Source organism: Paenibacillus sp. yr247, from assembly GCF_900103825.1.
Taxonomy (GTDB): Bacteria; Bacillota; Bacilli; order Paenibacillales; family NBRC-103111; genus Paenibacillus_E.
On record NZ_FNIF01000022.1, the window covers coordinates 14,351 to 31,521 of the forward strand.

At 45.4% G+C, this 17,171-nt stretch carries 15 protein-coding genes and 1 pseudogene; 2 read left to right on the forward strand and 14 right to left on the reverse strand.

Annotated features, from left to right (window positions below):
* Positions 1-173: 173 nt before the first annotated feature.
* The 9 genes and pseudogenes from BLT91_RS23940 to BLT91_RS23970 all read right to left on the reverse strand — a co-directional run bounded on the left by BLT91_RS23940 (position 174) and on the right by BLT91_RS23970 (position 8,757).
* On the reverse strand, positions 174-2,168 hold the full coding sequence (locus tag BLT91_RS23940; protein ID WP_090825664.1) for a YjhG/YagF family D-xylonate dehydratase: 1,995 nt from the start codon (positions 2,166-2,168) through the stop codon (positions 174-176).
* Positions 2,169-2,191: 23 nt separating this feature from the next.
* Positions 2,192-2,977 (reverse strand): SDR family NAD(P)-dependent oxidoreductase, encoded by a 786-nt coding sequence (locus BLT91_RS23945; RefSeq protein WP_090825667.1) that lies wholly within the window; start codon positions 2,975-2,977, stop codon positions 2,192-2,194.
* A gap of 36 nt (positions 2,978-3,013) precedes the next feature.
* The gene (locus tag BLT91_RS23950; RefSeq protein ID WP_217635272.1) at positions 3,014-3,994 is read right to left on the reverse strand and encodes a sugar phosphate isomerase/epimerase family protein; all 981 of its coding nucleotides are present in this window, start codon (positions 3,992-3,994) and stop codon (positions 3,014-3,016) included.
* 16 nt (positions 3,995-4,010) lie between these two features.
* Entirely contained in the window at positions 4,011-4,772 is a 762-nt protein-coding gene (locus BLT91_RS23955; RefSeq protein ID WP_090825672.1) for an SDR family NAD(P)-dependent oxidoreductase, read from the reverse strand.
* A gap of 305 nt (positions 4,773-5,077) precedes the next feature.
* On the reverse strand, positions 5,078-5,200 hold the full coding sequence (locus tag BLT91_RS33650; RefSeq protein ID WP_302847543.1) for a hypothetical protein: 123 nt from the start codon (positions 5,198-5,200) through the stop codon (positions 5,078-5,080).
* A 227-nt stretch (positions 5,201-5,427) separates the two neighbouring features.
* Positions 5,428-5,709, reverse strand: coding sequence for a hypothetical protein (locus BLT91_RS23960; RefSeq protein WP_090825675.1), 282 nt, complete (start codon positions 5,707-5,709; stop codon positions 5,428-5,430).
* A gap of 134 nt (positions 5,710-5,843) precedes the next feature.
* Entirely contained in the window at positions 5,844-7,025 is a 1,182-nt protein-coding gene (locus BLT91_RS23965; protein WP_090825678.1) for an alanyl-tRNA editing protein, read from the reverse strand.
* Between the two features lie 129 nt (positions 7,026-7,154).
* Positions 7,155-7,379 (reverse strand): annotated as a pseudogene (locus tag BLT91_RS33990) (alpha/beta fold hydrolase); the annotation flags it as partial.
* Positions 7,380-7,539: 160 nt separating this feature from the next.
* Positions 7,540-8,757 carry an MFS transporter gene (locus BLT91_RS23970; RefSeq protein WP_090825681.1) on the reverse strand — a complete coding sequence of 406 codons (1,218 nt, stop codon included), beginning with the start codon at positions 8,755-8,757 and terminating at the stop codon, positions 7,540-7,542.
* Positions 8,758-8,980: 223 nt separating this feature from the next.
* On the opposite strand from BLT91_RS23970, the gene BLT91_RS23975 reads away from it, so the two are divergent.
* Positions 8,981-9,277, forward strand: coding sequence for a hypothetical protein (locus BLT91_RS23975; RefSeq protein WP_254777118.1), 297 nt, complete (start codon positions 8,981-8,983; stop codon positions 9,275-9,277).
* A gap of 144 nt (positions 9,278-9,421) precedes the next feature.
* On the opposite strand, the gene BLT91_RS23980 is transcribed toward BLT91_RS23975, so the two are convergent.
* Entirely contained in the window at positions 9,422-10,453 is a 1,032-nt protein-coding gene (locus BLT91_RS23980; protein ID WP_217635273.1) for a sulfite oxidase, read from the reverse strand.
* Positions 10,454-10,634: 181 nt separating this feature from the next.
* Between BLT91_RS23980 and BLT91_RS23985 the strand changes: the two genes are divergently transcribed.
* Complete coding sequence (locus BLT91_RS23985) at positions 10,635-12,221, forward strand: FMN-binding glutamate synthase family protein (protein WP_090825687.1); 1,587 nt, start codon at positions 10,635-10,637, stop codon at positions 12,219-12,221.
* Positions 12,222-12,318: 97 nt separating this feature from the next.
* On the opposite strand, the gene BLT91_RS23990 is transcribed toward BLT91_RS23985, so the two are convergent.
* The 4 genes from BLT91_RS23990 to BLT91_RS24005 all read right to left on the reverse strand — a co-directional run bounded on the left by BLT91_RS23990 (position 12,319) and on the right by BLT91_RS24005 (position 17,160).
* The gene (locus tag BLT91_RS23990; RefSeq protein WP_090825690.1) at positions 12,319-13,953 is read right to left on the reverse strand and encodes a cellulase family glycosylhydrolase; all 1,635 of its coding nucleotides are present in this window, start codon (positions 13,951-13,953) and stop codon (positions 12,319-12,321) included.
* A gap of 46 nt (positions 13,954-13,999) precedes the next feature.
* Entirely contained in the window at positions 14,000-14,848 is an 849-nt protein-coding gene (locus BLT91_RS23995) for a carbohydrate ABC transporter permease (protein WP_090825823.1), read from the reverse strand.
* Positions 14,849-14,913: 65 nt separating this feature from the next.
* Positions 14,914-15,801, reverse strand: coding sequence for a carbohydrate ABC transporter permease (locus BLT91_RS24000; RefSeq protein WP_090825693.1), 888 nt, complete (start codon positions 15,799-15,801; stop codon positions 14,914-14,916).
* A gap of 33 nt (positions 15,802-15,834) precedes the next feature.
* Positions 15,835-17,160, reverse strand: a complete 1,326-nt coding sequence (locus BLT91_RS24005; RefSeq protein ID WP_090825696.1) for an ABC transporter substrate-binding protein — start codon at positions 17,158-17,160, stop codon at positions 15,835-15,837.
* Positions 17,161-17,171: the final 11 nt, after the last annotated feature.

The window sequence follows — 17,171 nt, forward strand, 5'->3', positions numbered from 1 at the left end:
ATCTCTCCTTGCTGCTACTTTTTTTGACTGCATAAAAACGGAATTGTTGCCTTTTAGTCACTAGCCCACCTTGCGCGTGATACTCAAATCAAACCGAGGTTTGAGCAACGTAAATAACCTTAATTCATCCAGCCGCTGATGGATGAATTAGGGTTAACTTTTTTAAGTCAAAGTTAATCTGAAGGAAGTTTCTCGAGTTTCTTCAAATACGTATGCCCGGCGTTCAGCACCTCAATAATTCGATCCACATCATAGACGCTGCCACGCCACGTCCCCCCGCTGGCTGCCTGAAGTGCCGCCCAGAGTCTGGTATCGTCCGGCAGCTTTGGATCAGGCATAAGTTCTGGATGCGAGGTGCGCGCAGCAAGGATTGCAGCTCCTTCTTCCGGACTGAACCGTTCCTCCTCTTGTCCTATGAAATTCACGCTCCCTTCAAGCCGGAATAAATCGATCGTCACCTCGAGCAAATCCCCGTTGCGAAGCTTGCCGATTGGGCCGCCGGCGAGCGCTTCCGGACCTACGTGCCCAATGCACGCCCCCGTTGATACACCTGAAAATCGTGCATCTGTTAGCAGGGTGACATATTTGCCGAACGGCAGATGCTTTAACGCTGAAGTAAGCTGGTAGGTTTCCTCCATTCCCGTACCGGAAGGTCCTCTGCCAATCAATACCATGATGTCTCCTTCGACGATTTGTCCATTCTTAATCGCGTTTACCGCCAATTTCTCCGATGTGAATACCTTGGTACGACCGGTATGGCGATAAATGCCATCTTCCCCAACCACTTCAGTATCGATGGCCGTGGATTTAATGACGGAGCCCTCTGGCGCGATGTTACCTGTCGGGAATGTCACTGTCGAAGTAATCCCCATGCTCTTCGCTTTGGCAGGACTCATAATGACGTCATCCGCATCGACGCCGTCCTTTTCCTTCAAATGCTGCCGAATCTGATGTCTGCGTTCCGACGACTCCCACCAATCAAGCAGGACGCCCAGGCTTTCGCCAGCAACGGTTTTCACCGATTCGTCGAGCAGCCCCAGCTTCCGCAAATGGAGCATGACTTCTGGTACGCCGCCGGCCATGAAGACGCGTACCGTGGGATGATATTCTGGACCGTTGGGCAGCACACTGACCAGGCGCGGTACGCTTTTGTTGATTCGATTCCAGTCCGACACATCGGGAATGCGGCATTTCGCCGCATGCGCAACGGCCGGAATATGAAGCAGCAAATTTGTCGAGCCCCCGAATGCCGCATGCACGACCATCGCATTTTGAATTGCGGCGTCGGTTAGAATATCTCCCATCCGGATGCCGTTCGACTGCATCCAATAGATGGCTCTGGCGGATTGCCTAGCGATATTTTTCCACAGCGCTTGTCCCGAAGGAGCGAGCGCGGAGTGCGGCAAAGACATGCCTAGCGCCTCGGCAACGACCTGCGCGGTCGCCGCCGTGCCAAGAAACTGGCAGCCTCCGCCAGGCGTCGCACAAGTGCGGCAGCCCATATCTGAGGCTTCTTGTAAAGATATCTGGCCTTGCGCATAACGCGCGCCGATCGTTTGTATTTTAGCCGCATCCTCCCCGTTCGTAGGCGGCAGCGTCACACCGCCGGGAACGATGATACCCGGCAAATCATGGATGCCAGCCAGCGCAATCATCGTCGCTGGGAGTCCCTTGTCGCAGGTCGCGATGCCGATCACACCGCTGCGCGTCGGCAACGAACGAATGAGCCGCCGGTATACGATAGCAGCGTCGTTGCGATACGGCAAAGAATCGAACATGCCGGTCGTTCCTTGCGAACGACCATCGCAAGGATCGCTGATGTAGCCTGCGAACGGAACTCCGCCCAGCTCGCTAATCTCAAGCGCCGCCTCTTTCGTGAGAATACCGACCTCCCAGTGGCCGGTATGATACCCCAGAGCAATCGGCGTTCCGTCATCGGCCCGTAATCCCCCTTGGGTGCTGAGAATGAGCACTTGTTTCCCGTTCAATCGCTCTGGCTTCCACCCCATCCCTACATTCTGACTCAAGCCGAACAGATCTCCGCTAGGCCAATTCAGAAGCATGTCGCTTGTCAAAGGCAGCGAGCCCTCAGGCCCTGCCGCATGGGTTTGCAAATTATAGCTTGCGGGATCTTCCTGACCCATGATATATGTCAATGCTTTACTCATTGCGCAGCCTCCACCTCATTGGGTTATTTCCAACAGACAATAGTCTCTCCGGATAACGCATCGGATTGCGGTCCGCAGAGGAACATGACGATGTTGGACATATCCTCCGGTTGTGCGACCTTCTGCAAGCGCGAACGGTCATCTTCATCCGATACAGTGCGTGTCGCCAGAAAACGAGCCGTGTAGGTCGGCGCCGGGGAAATACAGTTGACGTTGACGTCGAATGGCCGAAGCTCTTCGGCTAAGCTTCGCGTATAATGGGAAATACCCATTTTGGCCGCAGCGTAAATAATGCCCTCAAGAACGGGAACATGACCAGCAATGGAGCCGACATTCACTATTTTGCCGGAGCGGCGCTCGCGCATATGAAGTCCAGCAAACTTACACGCATACATCGTCGACAATAGGTTTCGCTCCACAACCGAGCGAATATCCTCCACGGAAATGTCTAGTGCGTCGTTAGGATCTGGGCGCGGTGTATGTAACCCGATGTCTCCGCCGGCATTGTTTACTAATATATCAATCGAGCCGAGCGCTTCAATAGATCGGTCGACAAGCGCTTTCACTTGTAATGGATCTGACAAATCCGCTGCGATAAAATGAGCCGCAACGCCGTACTCGGCAGCGATTTGTTGCGCCACTGCGCTGCCTGATGCCGCCTCGTTAAAGCGGGCAGCAGCTTCTTCATTTATATCATGAATGATGATATTGGCTCCCGCACGAGCCAAATCCAATGCATACTGCTTGCCAAGACCTCTGCTGGAACCGGTTACAAGAGCATTTTTACCTCGCAAATCGATTGTCGTCATCCCTATCACCTCTTCAGATTATTGAACAAACAACAGTCAAGCGTAGCGCTTCATGAGGTTCGATAAATAGGCCATACCCACATTCATCTCTTCCAGTTCGTAAGCAATAATTTCTTCTGGCTGCGCGCCTTTTTCGAAAGGAGTTCGCCAATCGCCCTTATTTTTGGCGTGATCCTCGACAAATCGGAGTAAGCGAGTCAACTGAAGAGCGGTGCGTTCAGGGTATTCCGTCCAAAAATCCTCCTGCAGCACACGTACGTGTCTCGCTTCTAAGGCGCCGTGCTCCACAGACATTGTGACCTGAGGATTTACCTCGTTCAATATTCGGAGCAACTCGGGGAAATTGATCACTCCTTGTCCGAGAGGTTTTCGCACCAGCCTGTAGCCTTCTTCTGACGAATAAATCGCGTATTCCTTGAGATGCACGTTTTTCACAAAAGGAGCAACGCGCCGGAAAAAATCGACCGGTTCTTCGGCAGTTGCCAGCGGATTCCCTGTATCGAGCGTAATACCGAACTTATCAGAGCCGATGCTCTCGCATAACCAGAGCAGTTCTTCAGATGCCAAATCCTGATGGTTCTCGACGGCAAGATTAGCACCTGCTGGAGCAGCTGATTCCATTACCTCTTGGAACGAACGTAAGATCGTCTGCAGGAAAGGCTTCCACGAGCCAGCCATATGTCGACGATCACCGCCGAATTTAGCCCCTCCGACTAATGTTCTTACCGTTAGCGCCCCCACTCGGTTAGCCAGCTGAAGCGCCTCTTTGAGGGCTGCTACGTCAAATCCGCTTGCGGCTATATTGATGAATAGCCCTCTGTCACATGCATACTCGGCCGCTTCGTCGGGATCGCTGCCCTTTAGAATGTCCAAAGGAATTTCACTGCCTTGAAGCCCATAGGATTCAGCCATCTGGAGGAGACCTTTTGCCGTAATACGTGTTCGGTTTGCTGAAGGGTGAATACCCATGGCATACACGGTTCCATAAGCCGTTAGTCCGAATTTCATATCGCTCATACCTCCCTTAAGTTCATCATTCAGAAGTCCAGCCACCATCAATAACGATTGCTGACCCGGTCATGAAGCTGGACAGATCTGAAGCAAGGTAAACCATTAACCCTGTCAATTCTTCGGGTTTCCCCCAACGCTTGATTGGTAGATGATTAAGGAAAAATTGGTTCGCATCCGGATTGTTAATGACGGCCTGGTTGATCTCTGTTGCGAAAGGTCCCGGGCAAACGGCGTTAGCCGTTATATTATGCTCTGCCCACTCTAACGCCATGACCTTCGTCAGTTGAATTAATCCACCCTTGCTGGAGCAATAAGCGGACCGTTCAGGGAGCGCCACCGTACCAAGCATGGATGCGATATTGATGATTCTGCCGAACTTTTGTTTAATCATTTGTGGAACGACCGCTTTGGCACACAAAAATGGCGCTTTCAAATTCGTCGTCTGCACCAGATCCCAACTTTGTTCGTCATATTCGAGAATCGGCTTGCGCACGTTGACTCCGGCATTGTTAACCAAAATATCCAAACGCCCGAACGTTTCCACTACTTTATTCCTCATGACTTGAATTTGATCATAGTCCGTTACGTCGCAGACAATCCCTAACGTTTCCTGCCCAGTTTCCTTGCGGATCCATTCAGCGCTTTCTTGCGCTTTGCGCTCATCACGGCTTGTGACAACCACGCTTGCTCCTGCATTCGCTAATGCACGTGAAAATTCCAGCCCAAGACCCTGACACCCGCCTGTTATGAGCGCAACTTTCCCATCCAGCTTGAAATCACTCATAGTTCTGTACATCCCCTCACATCCGTTTTTCTTTTCATTTCTATTATAGTCACGTAGTTTATGGGACAGAATGGAATATTTTTAGGCACATCCGTAAATATTTTGTTTTCGGTGCCCCAACCGGTTTATTGGAAGCGCTATCATCACATCCAGACATAAGTACAAGACCAATCGTCAACAAAGGCAACAGACTTTGCTTCTTATGAATCATTTAAACTTCCCCCAAATAGAGATGCTGTTTCGTGATACGGTTTTAATTACTTCCATTATATCCTATCTTTTTTTTAGATAGTAGTATAAAAAGGTCAGCCAGATTGAGCTGTAACCCGAAAGATAGACACTTTGAAAAAAGTGCCCGTCTTTCCTGCAGCAGCAAATACGAGTGAGAATACAACAGGCAATGTCATTGCTTTTTTTAGTTTGGACATGTCGCCCCTCCTTTTTTGAATCCGTTTACATTTAGATTATAGCCCCTCTTGAGATTCCGGATGAATGGATAATTTTTAGGCGTACCCTAAATATTTTGTGATCTATTGTTTACAACAAAACAGCAACCCGAAACTGTAAAAATACAGTCTTGGGCTGCTGTTCAACAAATAAAACCCGCATTATGCGGGTCATTATCGGAATTTTCTATTGTATTGCCACACGTGCGCTATTCCTCTTCATCTTCTTTCCGTTCCCAATAACTTCCCTCACCAAAGTAATCCTGACAAACGTTGTCAAGGTTCTGCAACCTATCAATAAATCCTTTTAAATCACACGTATGAAAAGTATCTTTAAGTTCTCGATTTTCTTCTGTAACTGAATATACGTGAATTTCTGTACAACCATCCCATCTAACATTAACATCAAGACACTTATCATCGGTTTCCAGTTCTAGAGCTACAGTCCCGCCATCTTCATCTCTTTTATGTTTCGTTTTAATAATCCACAATGTAAAACACCACCTTTTGTAATATGATAGCCAAAAGTGGAACCTTTTAAAAGCAATTGTAAAGTCCAGCTTGACGTTATCATTTTTACATTAGGGCGCTATTTCAGTGACTTTTGTTGAAGTATTAGCAGCTTCTAATCTGAGTTCTCATTAACCTGCCGTCTTGTGAACTCATAGAAAGCAAGGGCATCCTCCGAGGTCGGAAATCCCGCCTGCGCGATTTTATCGCTCCCCCCGCCTTTCCCATTGCATTTTCCCAAATGCGCTTTGAAGAACGCACCGCAAGAAAGGGTAGAACTGCCGTTATGTGCAAAAACAACTTTATTCTCCGCAAAAGTAGCGAGCAGCACCGGAAGATCGCTTTCCGAAGCCAGCTTCACTGCCAGACTTTGTAAATCTTTAAGAGACTTTTCCTCAAACACATGCGCGACCAGATTGCCCTCTTGGCTTGATAACAGCTCCTTCGCCACATATCTGTCGTTCTTCTCTTTAAGATCCATTAGCTCAGCCTGAAGCTGCTTCTGCTCATTCTCCCACTTCTCAATCCGGTCGATAATCTCGTCTTTACCTGTGTTGAATTTGGATGACAGCACGCCCAAAATCCGCAGGCTCTCATTAAACTCTTCCCAGGCGCGGTATCCGCATTTAAAGTAAATCCGAGTGTTTCCCTTCTGTTTTTCCGCTTTCAGCAGCTTAATCATTCCAATTTCGCCTGTTGACGAGACATGCGTACCTCCGCATGCATTGTACTCCACGCCTTGTATCTCGACAATTCGAATATTTTCCGTCACTTTCGGCTGTTTGACAAGCTTCAGATGCGCCACTTCTTCTTGGGTGACGAAATAACTGACGATGCTGCGGTTCTGGTAAATTTGCCGGTTCACTTCATTCTCAAGTGAAGCCAGCTGGCTCGGGGTCAGCTCCGGCTGCTCCACGTCGATGGTGGAATAATCGGTGCCCAGATGAAAGCTTACTGTCAAGGCCTGATAGAGGTCGCGGCATACAGCCGAGAGCAGGTGCTGACCACTGTGCTGCTGCATATGGTCAAATCTTCTGTTCCAATCGACCTTGCAAGTCACCTTCGTTTCTTCGGGCAGACGTGCCAGCTTATGCAGCACTTTATCCTCTACACTGATCACATCAATCACGGGAATCCCGTTAATATGCCCTTCATCACAGGGCTGTCCGCCCCCATGCGGATAAAAAGCCGTCTCCTCAAGGATGACATAAAACCCGTCTTCTCTTTCAAGGGTCTCGCTGATAAGAGTTTGCCATTCTGTCAGATAGACGGAATCGTAATATAGCTTTTTTGACATGACTATTTTCCTTTCTATTCTTGGCTTCGGCTGCGCCGAGAAACCGTTCCAACACGATCTATTCTTTCCTGCCTAAGGTAAAGGCCTTCATCGTTTCGGTAAGTCCGAATTTTAATGATATCCACATCATCAACTTCTCAGTTGATCTTTATGCATCGTATGTTTGTCAACTCTGAGTAGCCAGTCCATCATCAAACTCGAAAGTGTCACCCTTTGCTCAATTTGAATCATATGTCCTGCTCGATCGAGTATTGCAAAAGATGCGTGACTGAATTTCCTCAAAAGTTTCATGTGATCTTCATAACCGACTATAGCGTCTTGCCTTCCCAAAACGATAAGTGTTGGCTGTTCTAATTGTTCAACATTGCTAAACGGCTCAAACTTATAATAATAGCCCTCTTTCTTCCAATCGGAAGCTAAATTCCCTTGCTAACATGACATTCCATTTTAAAGTCTCCCTGGTTGAAGGATTAGGGCCATTCGCTCCACTCAGCTGATAAAGTTTCCGCAAGTGTTATACATCCTCCGATTTCGTCAATTGCTTTCCTTTTTCCATCAATAAAATAAGTGTTCCTACCATTCCGAAAATGGAAGCAGCGATTAATAACCCGGAAATTGGTATGTAATTGGAAAGTCCAGTACTTAATAAAGGGCCGATGGAGCCACGAATACCGAAGAGCATTAAGTGCATACCAAACACGACCGCCTCACGTCCAGGAACGACCCGAAGTACATAAGCGAGAATACCGATATCCCAGATTGCATCCCCGATTCCCTGAATTCCGCTGCCAATGATAACCGCAGGATAATTCCCAAAAATACCGTAAAGTAGTGGGACAATCGTGAACGCTCCCAAACCGTAGATAAGCGTTTGTTTAGCAGAAAATCTATCGATAACCCATCCAACAACGAAATAGGCCGTTAATAAGCAAAAATAATAGGAAATACGTGTAATCCCAATTTCTATATTGTTCAAATGCAGTTCTTTGACTTGGATGATCTGAAATAACGGACTAGCCAATATGTTGCCAAAACCCGTCAGTGTCGTTGCCGCAAAAAACACCATCAGCTCTCGGTGCTCTCTCACAAGCTTGAGTTGTTCCTTAAAAGAAGATCTACGCGTCGTTGCCTTTGTTGTTGAACCGATCTCCTTAACCCTGGCCAAAGAAAGAATAGATAATACACCGGTTATAACCGCTGCGATCAGTGGCCCACTTGGTCCTGACTTATCCGTCCATGAACCGACCAAGTAAGCAAGAGGGATCATGATGGCCCCCATGGCAACTCGAACATAGCCCATTAGCCTTCCTCTTAATTCAGGCTGGTACATACGTGTTACTAGCGCAGCATACGCTGGTGCTTGAATACCCATCAGAAATTGAAACACAAGTGCGGTCACAACATACACGATTGGAGCACCGAAAAACGCCGGAAATAACAATAGGACTCTTCCTATCAAATTCGGGAGGATGACATAAGGTTTTGGGCTCGATTGTTCGATCCTCGCCGCCCATATTGGCGAGAAAAGCAATCCAATAGCTGGGGCGGCTGCCAAAATCCCTACTTCCAAGTTCGTAGCCCCTTGCCTAATAGCAAGTGCGATATAAAACTGATTAAAGACCACATTAAATAGACTAAATAAACATGCCGCGCCAAAATCACTGTATAAGTTGTGTTGGGTTGCTGGGCTCATATGCAAGCCTAGTTTTTGAAATATTTTGTTCGCTATCATTGCGGTGATTACTTCCCTTCCGTCTTCTCTCCCTGATAACGGAGTGTGATCATATTGGGTACATCATGAAATTAGTGTAATCTATTACTTCCGATAATTAAAGAGTTGAAAATGAAGGAAATATATGAATTGGCATGCTTATTTAAATCCATAGTTGTCCTCTATCAAACTCATACTACTTTGAATATGTTATAGAATCAGGTTCAAAAGGAACATCTATACCATGGAAGGTGAAGTGGGTGAAGTGATCACATCAAAACGTGTTACATTATCAACTGGTATTTTGCGGAGGCCAAATAAAACGAAGTTTGCTCTGGTTGATGTAGTTAACTTGAATAGAGAGCGTTCCCGAATAGTAACGGTTCAAGTATTTGACTGGTCCACCGGGTCACCAATTCCCTTGAAGGTAAATCCTTGCGGGGAAAAGGCGTGCAGTGTAACAGTTGCACCTAATAAATCGGTTTTCTTGTTTGCTGATGTGTCGAAGGTAGGGTTTAAATATGAGGTTCGCATAACATAGCATGCTGATCGCAAGCTGGTAACTAATGTATTTGGTGTTACGAATGCTCCCTTTACACCACAAGAAGGCGATACAGTGCTTCAACGCAGCTTAATAAGAATAAGATAGGTTAGAAGGCTGCCGACCATTGCTGTTAGCAGCCTTTCAATCTACATGCACACGTATATGCTGTATCGCATTGTAGCCATAACCTTTTACATTCCAATCTGCCAATTCACCTTGAATGTTACCTGCTGCATCCGCAGCTCTGACTTTGATGTCGTAGGTTCCGGATTCAGTTACATGCCATTTCCAACACCAACGCCTCCAAGAATAAGTTTCTTGTGGCTCCAACCAGGATGTAGGCAGCCACGAATTTCCGTTGTCTGTACTGATCTCAACCAGAACGACTGGATCTCTGCCCGATATTGCTGTACCCACAACCCAATTTACCCCTTTTGCCAATACTTCCTCGTCGGTTGGTCGAGCAATGGTTGAATTAAGACTAATCGTTGTAACCGGTTCGGGAGTTGATTGAGCTATTGGGGTTCGATCATATACATAATCTACAACTTGGAAAGGGCCTTGAAATTGCTCCTCAGTAACTGTAATTTGGTGAAGCCATTTGACTGAGGCCATTCCATACCATCCTGGCACAATCAGTCTGGCAGGATACCCGTGTCGGAAAGGCAGCGGTTTACCATTCATATAAAGGGCAATAATGGTAACGGGATTTATAGCCTGATCAAGAGGCAGGCTTCTTATATAGGAAACCTCGCCAGGCATATCCGTTCTAACTCCCCTATCCATGCCCTCGAATGTCACTTCACGTGCATTCATTTGAATTCCGGCTACATACAGTAAATCTACAAGACGAACACCTCTCCAAAGAGCATGACTTATTGCGCCTAGCTCCCACTGCTCTCCGCGTGTTTTGGGATGAAAAAACGCTCTTTTGTTTCCAGCGCATTCGAGCGTTACAGGCAGTGTTGCTTGCGGCATTTTTAAGAGATCATGATAAGGGAAATAGACTTGTCTGTTTACACAACCTTTAATACTTAGTCCCCAAGAACGCATATCCACAATCGGATACTGAAAATGATTTCGGATATAAAACAAATTTTCTGGAGTGATACGACTGGATAGTGACAGCATTGGGAATTCTTGATTCTCTGGCATCATCTTGTGTGTAATCAAGTAAGGCGAATACAACAAGTTAATCAACCTTTCTTATAAAAAAGTTCTTACCAAAAGGTATGGGTCAATTGTTAAATTGAGACTCATATTAATGAATAGACGAACCGATTTTTTTGGTGATTTATGGTATTTAGGACCTGTTTCAATTGAGATAAAAATTCGTTTCGGGAGGGTTCGCAACATGGTTCATGTTGTCTTGCTTGTTATTCTTGTTGTTATCGTCACGCTGCCTCCGCTCGTTTTTTTCGGTTATATGTATGCCTTATCCAAAAAACCAAAGCATTCCATCATTCGCTCACATCCGTTCCTCGGCTGGCTGCGTTATTTGCTTGAAAAACTGGGGCCTGAGTTCCGCCAGTATTGGTTTGACAATGACACGGAAGGGAAACCGTTCTCGCGGGCAGATTTTGTTGGTGTTGTGTATGCCGCGAAATATCGGACCGATCTTATCTCCTTCGGTGGCAGGCGCGACTATGAGAAGCCTGGTTTCTATTTGTCCAATGCCATGTTCCCGAAATTGACGAGTGAGCTTAGGGTGGATAACGAAGGGGTTATACCCGGAAAAAAATATATCATTACCAATGAAGGGCTGTTTACAAGGAAGGAAAAATTCATAGATGAGCAAGTAAAACCTTGGCTGCTGCATGATGAAGATGTCATCATTGTGGGTGAAAACCGCAAACATCCTTGGCGGCTCAAAGGTATGTTTGGTGCTTCAGCCACTTCCTTCGGAGCAGTCGGCGAGCATTATATTCAGTCCACAGGGAGCGGCGCATTCGTGGCTAACGGCTCTTGGATCAATACTGGAGAAGGCGGAGTTGCGGACGTACATCTAGCCACGGGTGTCGATGTCATCTCGCAGATTGGGCCTGGTATGTTTGGCTTCCGAGATGATAGGGGCCGATTCTCCATAGAAGAATACAAGCATAAAGCTAAAGTCTCAAACATCAAGGCATTCGAGCTAAAATTTCATCAGGGGGCTAAAATTCGCGGCGGGCACCTCGAAGGTACGAAGGTCACTGAAAAAGTCGCTAAGGCTCGTTTAGTCCCCGTAGGAAAAACGGTGAATTCGCCGAACCGATTCGAATTTTTAACAAATCCAGAGGAAGCTCTCCGTTTCATAAGTACCTTACAAGAAGAGGGCGGCAAGCCGGTGGGCGTCAAAATCGTCGTCGGGGATCCGAAGCGGCTTGAACCGTTTTTTCAGGCCATGCTTGTGTTGGATATCTATCCGGATTTCATTACCGTCGATGGATCCGAGGGTGGTTCTGGAGCCACCTTCAAGGCGATGGCGGATGGCATGGGATTGCCGCTCTTTTCCGCGCTGCTCATCCTAGACGATACGGCAAGAAAATTTGGCGTACGTGACCGTTTCAAAATTTTCGCCTCAGGTAAACTCATTACACCTGATAAAGTAGCGATCGCTCTGGCGCTAGGGGCGGACTGCGTCAACTCTGCGCGCGGCTTTATGATGGCCAATGGCTGCATCATGGCGATGCAGTGTCACACCGGCAAGTGCCCAACTGGCATTACAACGACTGATTTCAAATATCAAGAGGCATTGGCGCCCGAAGAGAAACAATGGCGTGTGATGAACTATATTCTTCAGTTGAGGGAAGGCTTGTTTTCGCTGGCTGCCGCCTGCGGCCTAGATAGTCCCCGTGGATTTAGACGAGAGCATGTCGTATTTACAAACGAAAGCGGCCATAGTGTCCGAATCGTGGAATTGTTTCCTTACCCAGAAGAATCCATTTCGAGTGTCACCTAAAATCTAGAAAAGGTCAAACGATGTTTAGTCGTCTGACCTTTTTTGAATTATGGAACAAATCTTCTAAGCAACCTTGGCCTAATTCGAGATCAATGTTTTAGAGAGTATCCTTTACTTCAAGCCATTCAATACGAACTGGGTTTTCCATTGCTTTAAGCACAATGCGGTGTAAACCTGGTTCAAGGCTGAAATTTCCATTCACACGGACAATTTCCCACGGTTTTCCTTTGGCAGAAGCCTGACCTACTGTTGTTCCATCGACCGAAACAGTCAGATAACCTCTTTCGATTGGTGCACTTAAACGTATATCAATTGTAAAAAACGGCGATTCGGAATTAGTATCATTTGTTATTTCATATGCCAGCCAGTCTTCGGCGGCTAATTGTATACAAAGACGTTCATCTGCACTCCAGGATTCACCACCTCCATGCTGAAAATTTGGTGACATCCTCGATCCTTCTATAAATTGGAGGTCCGTACCATCGTTTATCCGAAATCCAATACTCTGATCCGAACGATTTGTTACTCCATAGCTAACGCCTTCTCCTTTGAATCCATAGAAGATCGCCGGTATGCGAACGGAAGGTTTGCGAAGAAGTGAATGAACGACCTCTGGGTGGTATACACACTTATCGAAGGTAAGGTTGTCCAAATATTCCCACAAAATGCTTTCTGCTGTTTCTTTATCCGGTTTGTTGCCGCCTTCTAGATAATCTATCAATTGCATCCACTTCGTAGGCTTAATGATCGAGCAAGGCGAGTTATCGGTGTCCATCTTTTTCCAAGTCCAAAAGTTCCAGGAAATATCATGGTCTTCGAACAAACGGAATGCACCTGCATACCAGTCTTTATTATTCTCGCCGCCTTCCCCCATAAAGATCGGTACATTCCATTCCTCTTTTTTATCCAAATAACCCTGAATGCTTTCAGTATCAGGATTGTTCCAATATTTATGAAACTGAAGCATTAGATTATCGTCGATTTTTTCCGTAAATATCGACCAATCGGTCGACCAGTGAACGCCTTCGAGAATAATTAAATGACGGTCATCCACTTCTCTGATAGCTTCCACGATATCACGATAAAGCGGCATAACTTTATCATTATAGGCAGAAAACCAGTCAGGCAGTGGCTCGTTTAGGAGGTCATAACCCGCCACAATCCATTCATCTTTATACCGCCGTGCCAGCATTCTCCACATATCGACTGTACTTCGTTTGTTCCGCTCATCTGTGAATAAATCAGGCCTATCAAACTCCGAGTCATCAATGTTCGTTCCCGTTTGGCCGCCTGGTGCGCCATGCAAGTCCAAAATCACATACAAACGATATGTTTTGCACCATGCGATCACTTGATCAATAAGTTGCAAATGGCTCTCTCTATAACGATCCAGTTGGCCTTCCTCAAGTAGGAATCTAGCGCTGATAGGCACTCTGACAGAGTTAAATCCTTCTGCAGCAATTTGCCTTATATCCGCTTCTGAAACATAACGTTCATAGTAGATTTTCCAAAACTGTTCAGATTTTTCCTTGCCAATCAACTCATAAATCATGCGTTCAATTCTGCGAGGACGATCTCCCTGTTTCGGAAAACGCCACATATATCCTTCAGGAAGCAGCCAACTACCGAAACCAACGCCGCGGAGTAATACTTCCTGCCCTTCGCCGTTTATCAACTTTTGACCCTTCGCTTTTAAAAATCCGCTTACTTCGTTCCCGTTAAATCTGTTCAACGTATGTTGCCCTCCTCCGATTTCTTTTTTGTCTGGAAGCAAGAAATTATCCTTTTATTGCACCGTCCGCAATACCTCTAAGAATAAATTTTTGCAGCAACAAATAGATGATAATAACAGGTAACATAGTAAGAATTAAGGCAGCCAAAATGGCAGACCAATCATTATTTCCGTACTCGCCAAAGAGCATATTAATAGACAAAAGCAGCGTATATTTATCGGAATCTGTTAGTATTAACAGGGGCAGCAGGAAATCGTTCCACATCCAAAGTAAATTCAGAATCGCTATCGTAGCCGTTATAGGCACTAACATAGGGAAAATAACAACGAAAAATAATCTAAATTCGCCGCATCCATCGATTACTGCCGCTTCATCCAAATCACGAGGAATTGATTTTACAAAACCATGATAAAGAAAGATTGCAAAAGCAACGCCCAAACCAACATACACCAAACCAAGTCCAATTAAAGATCCCTGTATATGCAATTCTTTAGCAATTTTGGTCAGCGTAATGACGATTGAGTTGAATGGAATTAAAATTGACATTGCGAATAAACCAAAGAAAAAACCACTTAACTTGCTTGATGTACGAGATAGTTTATAGCCGGCCATTGAAGAAAATACGATGATACCTACCAAGCCAATCATTGCAACATAGAACGTATTCCACAAACTCTGCATAAATTTTACTTTTCGGAAAGCATCCGCATAGTTACCAAATTCAAAATGAGCAGGAATTGCCAACATATTGTTCATCATGGCGCCTTCCGTCTTTAGGGAATTCAACAAACCCATATAGATAGGGAACAGCGTAAACACAGAAGCAACAAGCAAGAAAAGAAAAATAAAGGCAGAACCGACTCGACGTCCAAATCTCACGCGAGTAGCTTTCATGCTTCCTAATTCAGCACCTGGCCGGCGTCCGATATTCGCTCTACCCGCATTCGCGTCTCCGTTACTCATGCCTCTACCTCTCTTTTCTTCATGATCTGCAATTGAATGAGTGTTATTAGAAATACGATCAAGAACAAAATCATTGCTTTTGCGCTTGCATAGCCGTACCGAGTATTCAATTTAAAAGCTTCTTCGTAAATATTCAGTGCTATGACTTGTGTAGACCTCCCGGGACCTCCGCCTGTGAGTGCAAACACAGCATCAAAAACTTTAAACGAAGAATTTAGTGTAAGAAAAAGTCCGATTGTAAGCGCAGGAAATATCATCGGCAGCGTAACGTTACTAAATACTTGGAACGGACTTGCCCCATCGATCGCCGCTGCTTCTCTCAAATGCTCCGGTACGCCCTGAAGAGCAGCGATATAAATAACCATCAGATAGCCAACCCCGCCCCATAGTGAGAGGATTAGTACCGAATAAAAGGAAAACGTGGGATCGCCAATCCATGACCGATCCAGAAAAGTGAATAGGGTATGTTCAGCCAAATAAGGCAATACTTTAGTGAATATGAACAACCACATAAATCCACCAATAATAAGGCTGATCATGTTTGGCATAAAAAAAATAGTGCGGAACCACGATTTACTACGCCCCATTGATTCAATAAAAACCGCCAACAGCATAGCGAATACATTTTGCAGGACAACCATAAACACAACAAATTTTAAAGTGAACCAGATCGATTTCAGAAAGTTGGGGTCATCCGTCAACGCTTCAATATAATTACTAAATCCTACCATTTCATAGGTAGGATTTAGTCCATTCCAATCTGTTAAGCTGTACCCGATTCCCCCGAAAGCGGGGGCGAGTACAAATGCTGTATAGAAGAGGAGTGCTGGAAATACGAAGGCTAACAGGATGACCATTTGTTTTTGTTTTTTTGTTATCTGCATCTTTTATCACTCCCGGTCAACCATAAACTGCATTTATTTATTATTCTTAATTGCATTTGCCCATGTTTTATCCATTGTTTTAATGAAATCTTCTTTTGTCGTGGTTTTTGCATAGTAGCCTTGCAGCAATTTTGCTTGTTCATCCGTTACACCATTCGGTAACGAAAGATCTTGATATGATTTACCCTTGGAAGCGTATGAAGTAGCTTCATCGATCCATGGTAATGATTTGAATTGATGAACCTTCGAAACCGGATTGAATTTCAATTGCTCAAATAGTGCAGAGGAATCCTTTTCGTCAAGAATATAGTTAGCCAAATCAAGTGCTACTTCTTTATTTTTACTAGTCGGTGAAACAGCAAGTGAAGTAGATGTTGAGAGATTAATCATTGTTCCTTTTGGATCATTGCTTACCGGCAAAGGAGCAACGCCTAACTCGAAGTTCGGGTTAACTTTCAATATCGCTTCCGATTGCCATGGACCTTGCACCCACATAGCTGCTTTGCCATTTGCAAAATCTGTGGAGCCCGCTGCGCTGCCAACTTCAAAAGGCTTAGCTGTGCCATTTTGCATAATAATGTCGATGATATTGAAGATATCCGCTACATCTTTATATGAAGCCTCGCCTTTATTCATTTTATCAATCCAGTTAGGATGTTCCGAGGTCACAATGCCTCCAAGAGAAAGAGCAGTCATAAGTTGAGGTATCCAAGACTCTTGGAAGGATAACTCAAAAGGTACTACTTTATTTGCTTTTAGCTTTTCTACAACCGCTTTCATTTCATCTAATGTTTGTGGAGCTTTAAGTCCGAGATCGTTGAATATTTTTTTATTATACAAATACCCCCATTCAAGGCTTTCAAGAGGTGCTGCTACTACCTTGCCATCTTGTGTAACCGTTTTCTTTACACCATCGTATAATTGATTAACGAATGGTTGACTAGACAGATCAGAAAGATAACCAGCCTTGTAGTAAGTTGGGCCGTCGGCAACCGCATGAAGCGTAAATAAATCTGGTGCATCACTGGAAGCTAGGCGAGTTTGCAAAATTTGTTTAGCTTGATCTGGGTTCGGCATTTCTAGCTTAATGGTTACATCGATATTTTTTGTCTGCATTTCTTTAGCTTTAAACTGTTCGAAGTACTTGTCGAATTGATCTTTAAACCTTGGGAAGCTCATAAATACCTTCAGTTCTACTTTCTTAGCTGGCGCTGGTGTGTTAACGGCAGTTGTAGACTGTGCGTTTCCATTTCCAGCAGTGGATGTGGATGTGGATGTAGATGTGGAATTGGACCCGCATCCTGCTGTTACTGTTAATACCGTTGCCAAAACCATTCCAAAATGAAGCGCTTTCTTCATGTTTCGTTCCC

Bases quoted from the DNA above. Each gene is read 5' to 3' on its own strand.
- BLT91_RS23940 (WP_090825664.1), bottom strand. From the start codon at position 2,168: ATGAGTAAAGCATTGACATATATCATGGGTCAGGAAGATCCCGCAAGC.
- BLT91_RS23945 (WP_090825667.1), bottom strand. From the start codon at position 2,977: ATGACGACAATCGATTTGCGAGGTAAAAATGCTCTTGTAACCGGTTCC.
- BLT91_RS23950 (WP_217635272.1), bottom strand. From the start codon at position 3,994: ATGAGCGATATGAAATTCGGACTAACGGCTTATGGAACCGTGTATGCC.
- BLT91_RS23955 (WP_090825672.1), bottom strand. From the start codon at position 4,772: ATGAGTGATTTCAAGCTGGATGGGAAAGTTGCGCTCATAACAGGCGGG.
- BLT91_RS33650 (WP_302847543.1), bottom strand. From the start codon at position 5,200: ATGTCCAAACTAAAAAAAGCAATGACATTGCCTGTTGTATTCTCACTC.
- BLT91_RS23965 (WP_090825678.1), bottom strand. From the start codon at position 7,025: ATGTCAAAAAAGCTATATTACGATTCCGTCTATCTGACAGAATGGCAA.
- BLT91_RS23970 (WP_090825681.1), bottom strand. From the start codon at position 8,757: ATGATAGCGAACAAAATATTTCAAAAACTAGGCTTGCATATGAGCCCA.
- BLT91_RS23975 (WP_254777118.1), top strand. From the start codon at position 8,981: ATGGAAGGTGAAGTGGGTGAAGTGATCACATCAAAACGTGTTACATTA.
- BLT91_RS23985 (WP_090825687.1), top strand. From the start codon at position 10,635: ATGGTTCATGTTGTCTTGCTTGTTATTCTTGTTGTTATCGTCACGCTG.
- BLT91_RS23995 (WP_090825823.1), bottom strand. From the start codon at position 14,848: ATGAAAGCTACTCGCGTGAGATTTGGACGTCGAGTCGGTTCTGCCTTT.
- BLT91_RS24000 (WP_090825693.1), bottom strand. From the start codon at position 15,801: ATGCAGATAACAAAAAAACAAAAACAAATGGTCATCCTGTTAGCCTTC.
- BLT91_RS24005 (WP_090825696.1), bottom strand. From the start codon at position 17,160: ATGAAGAAAGCGCTTCATTTTGGAATGGTTTTGGCAACGGTATTAACA.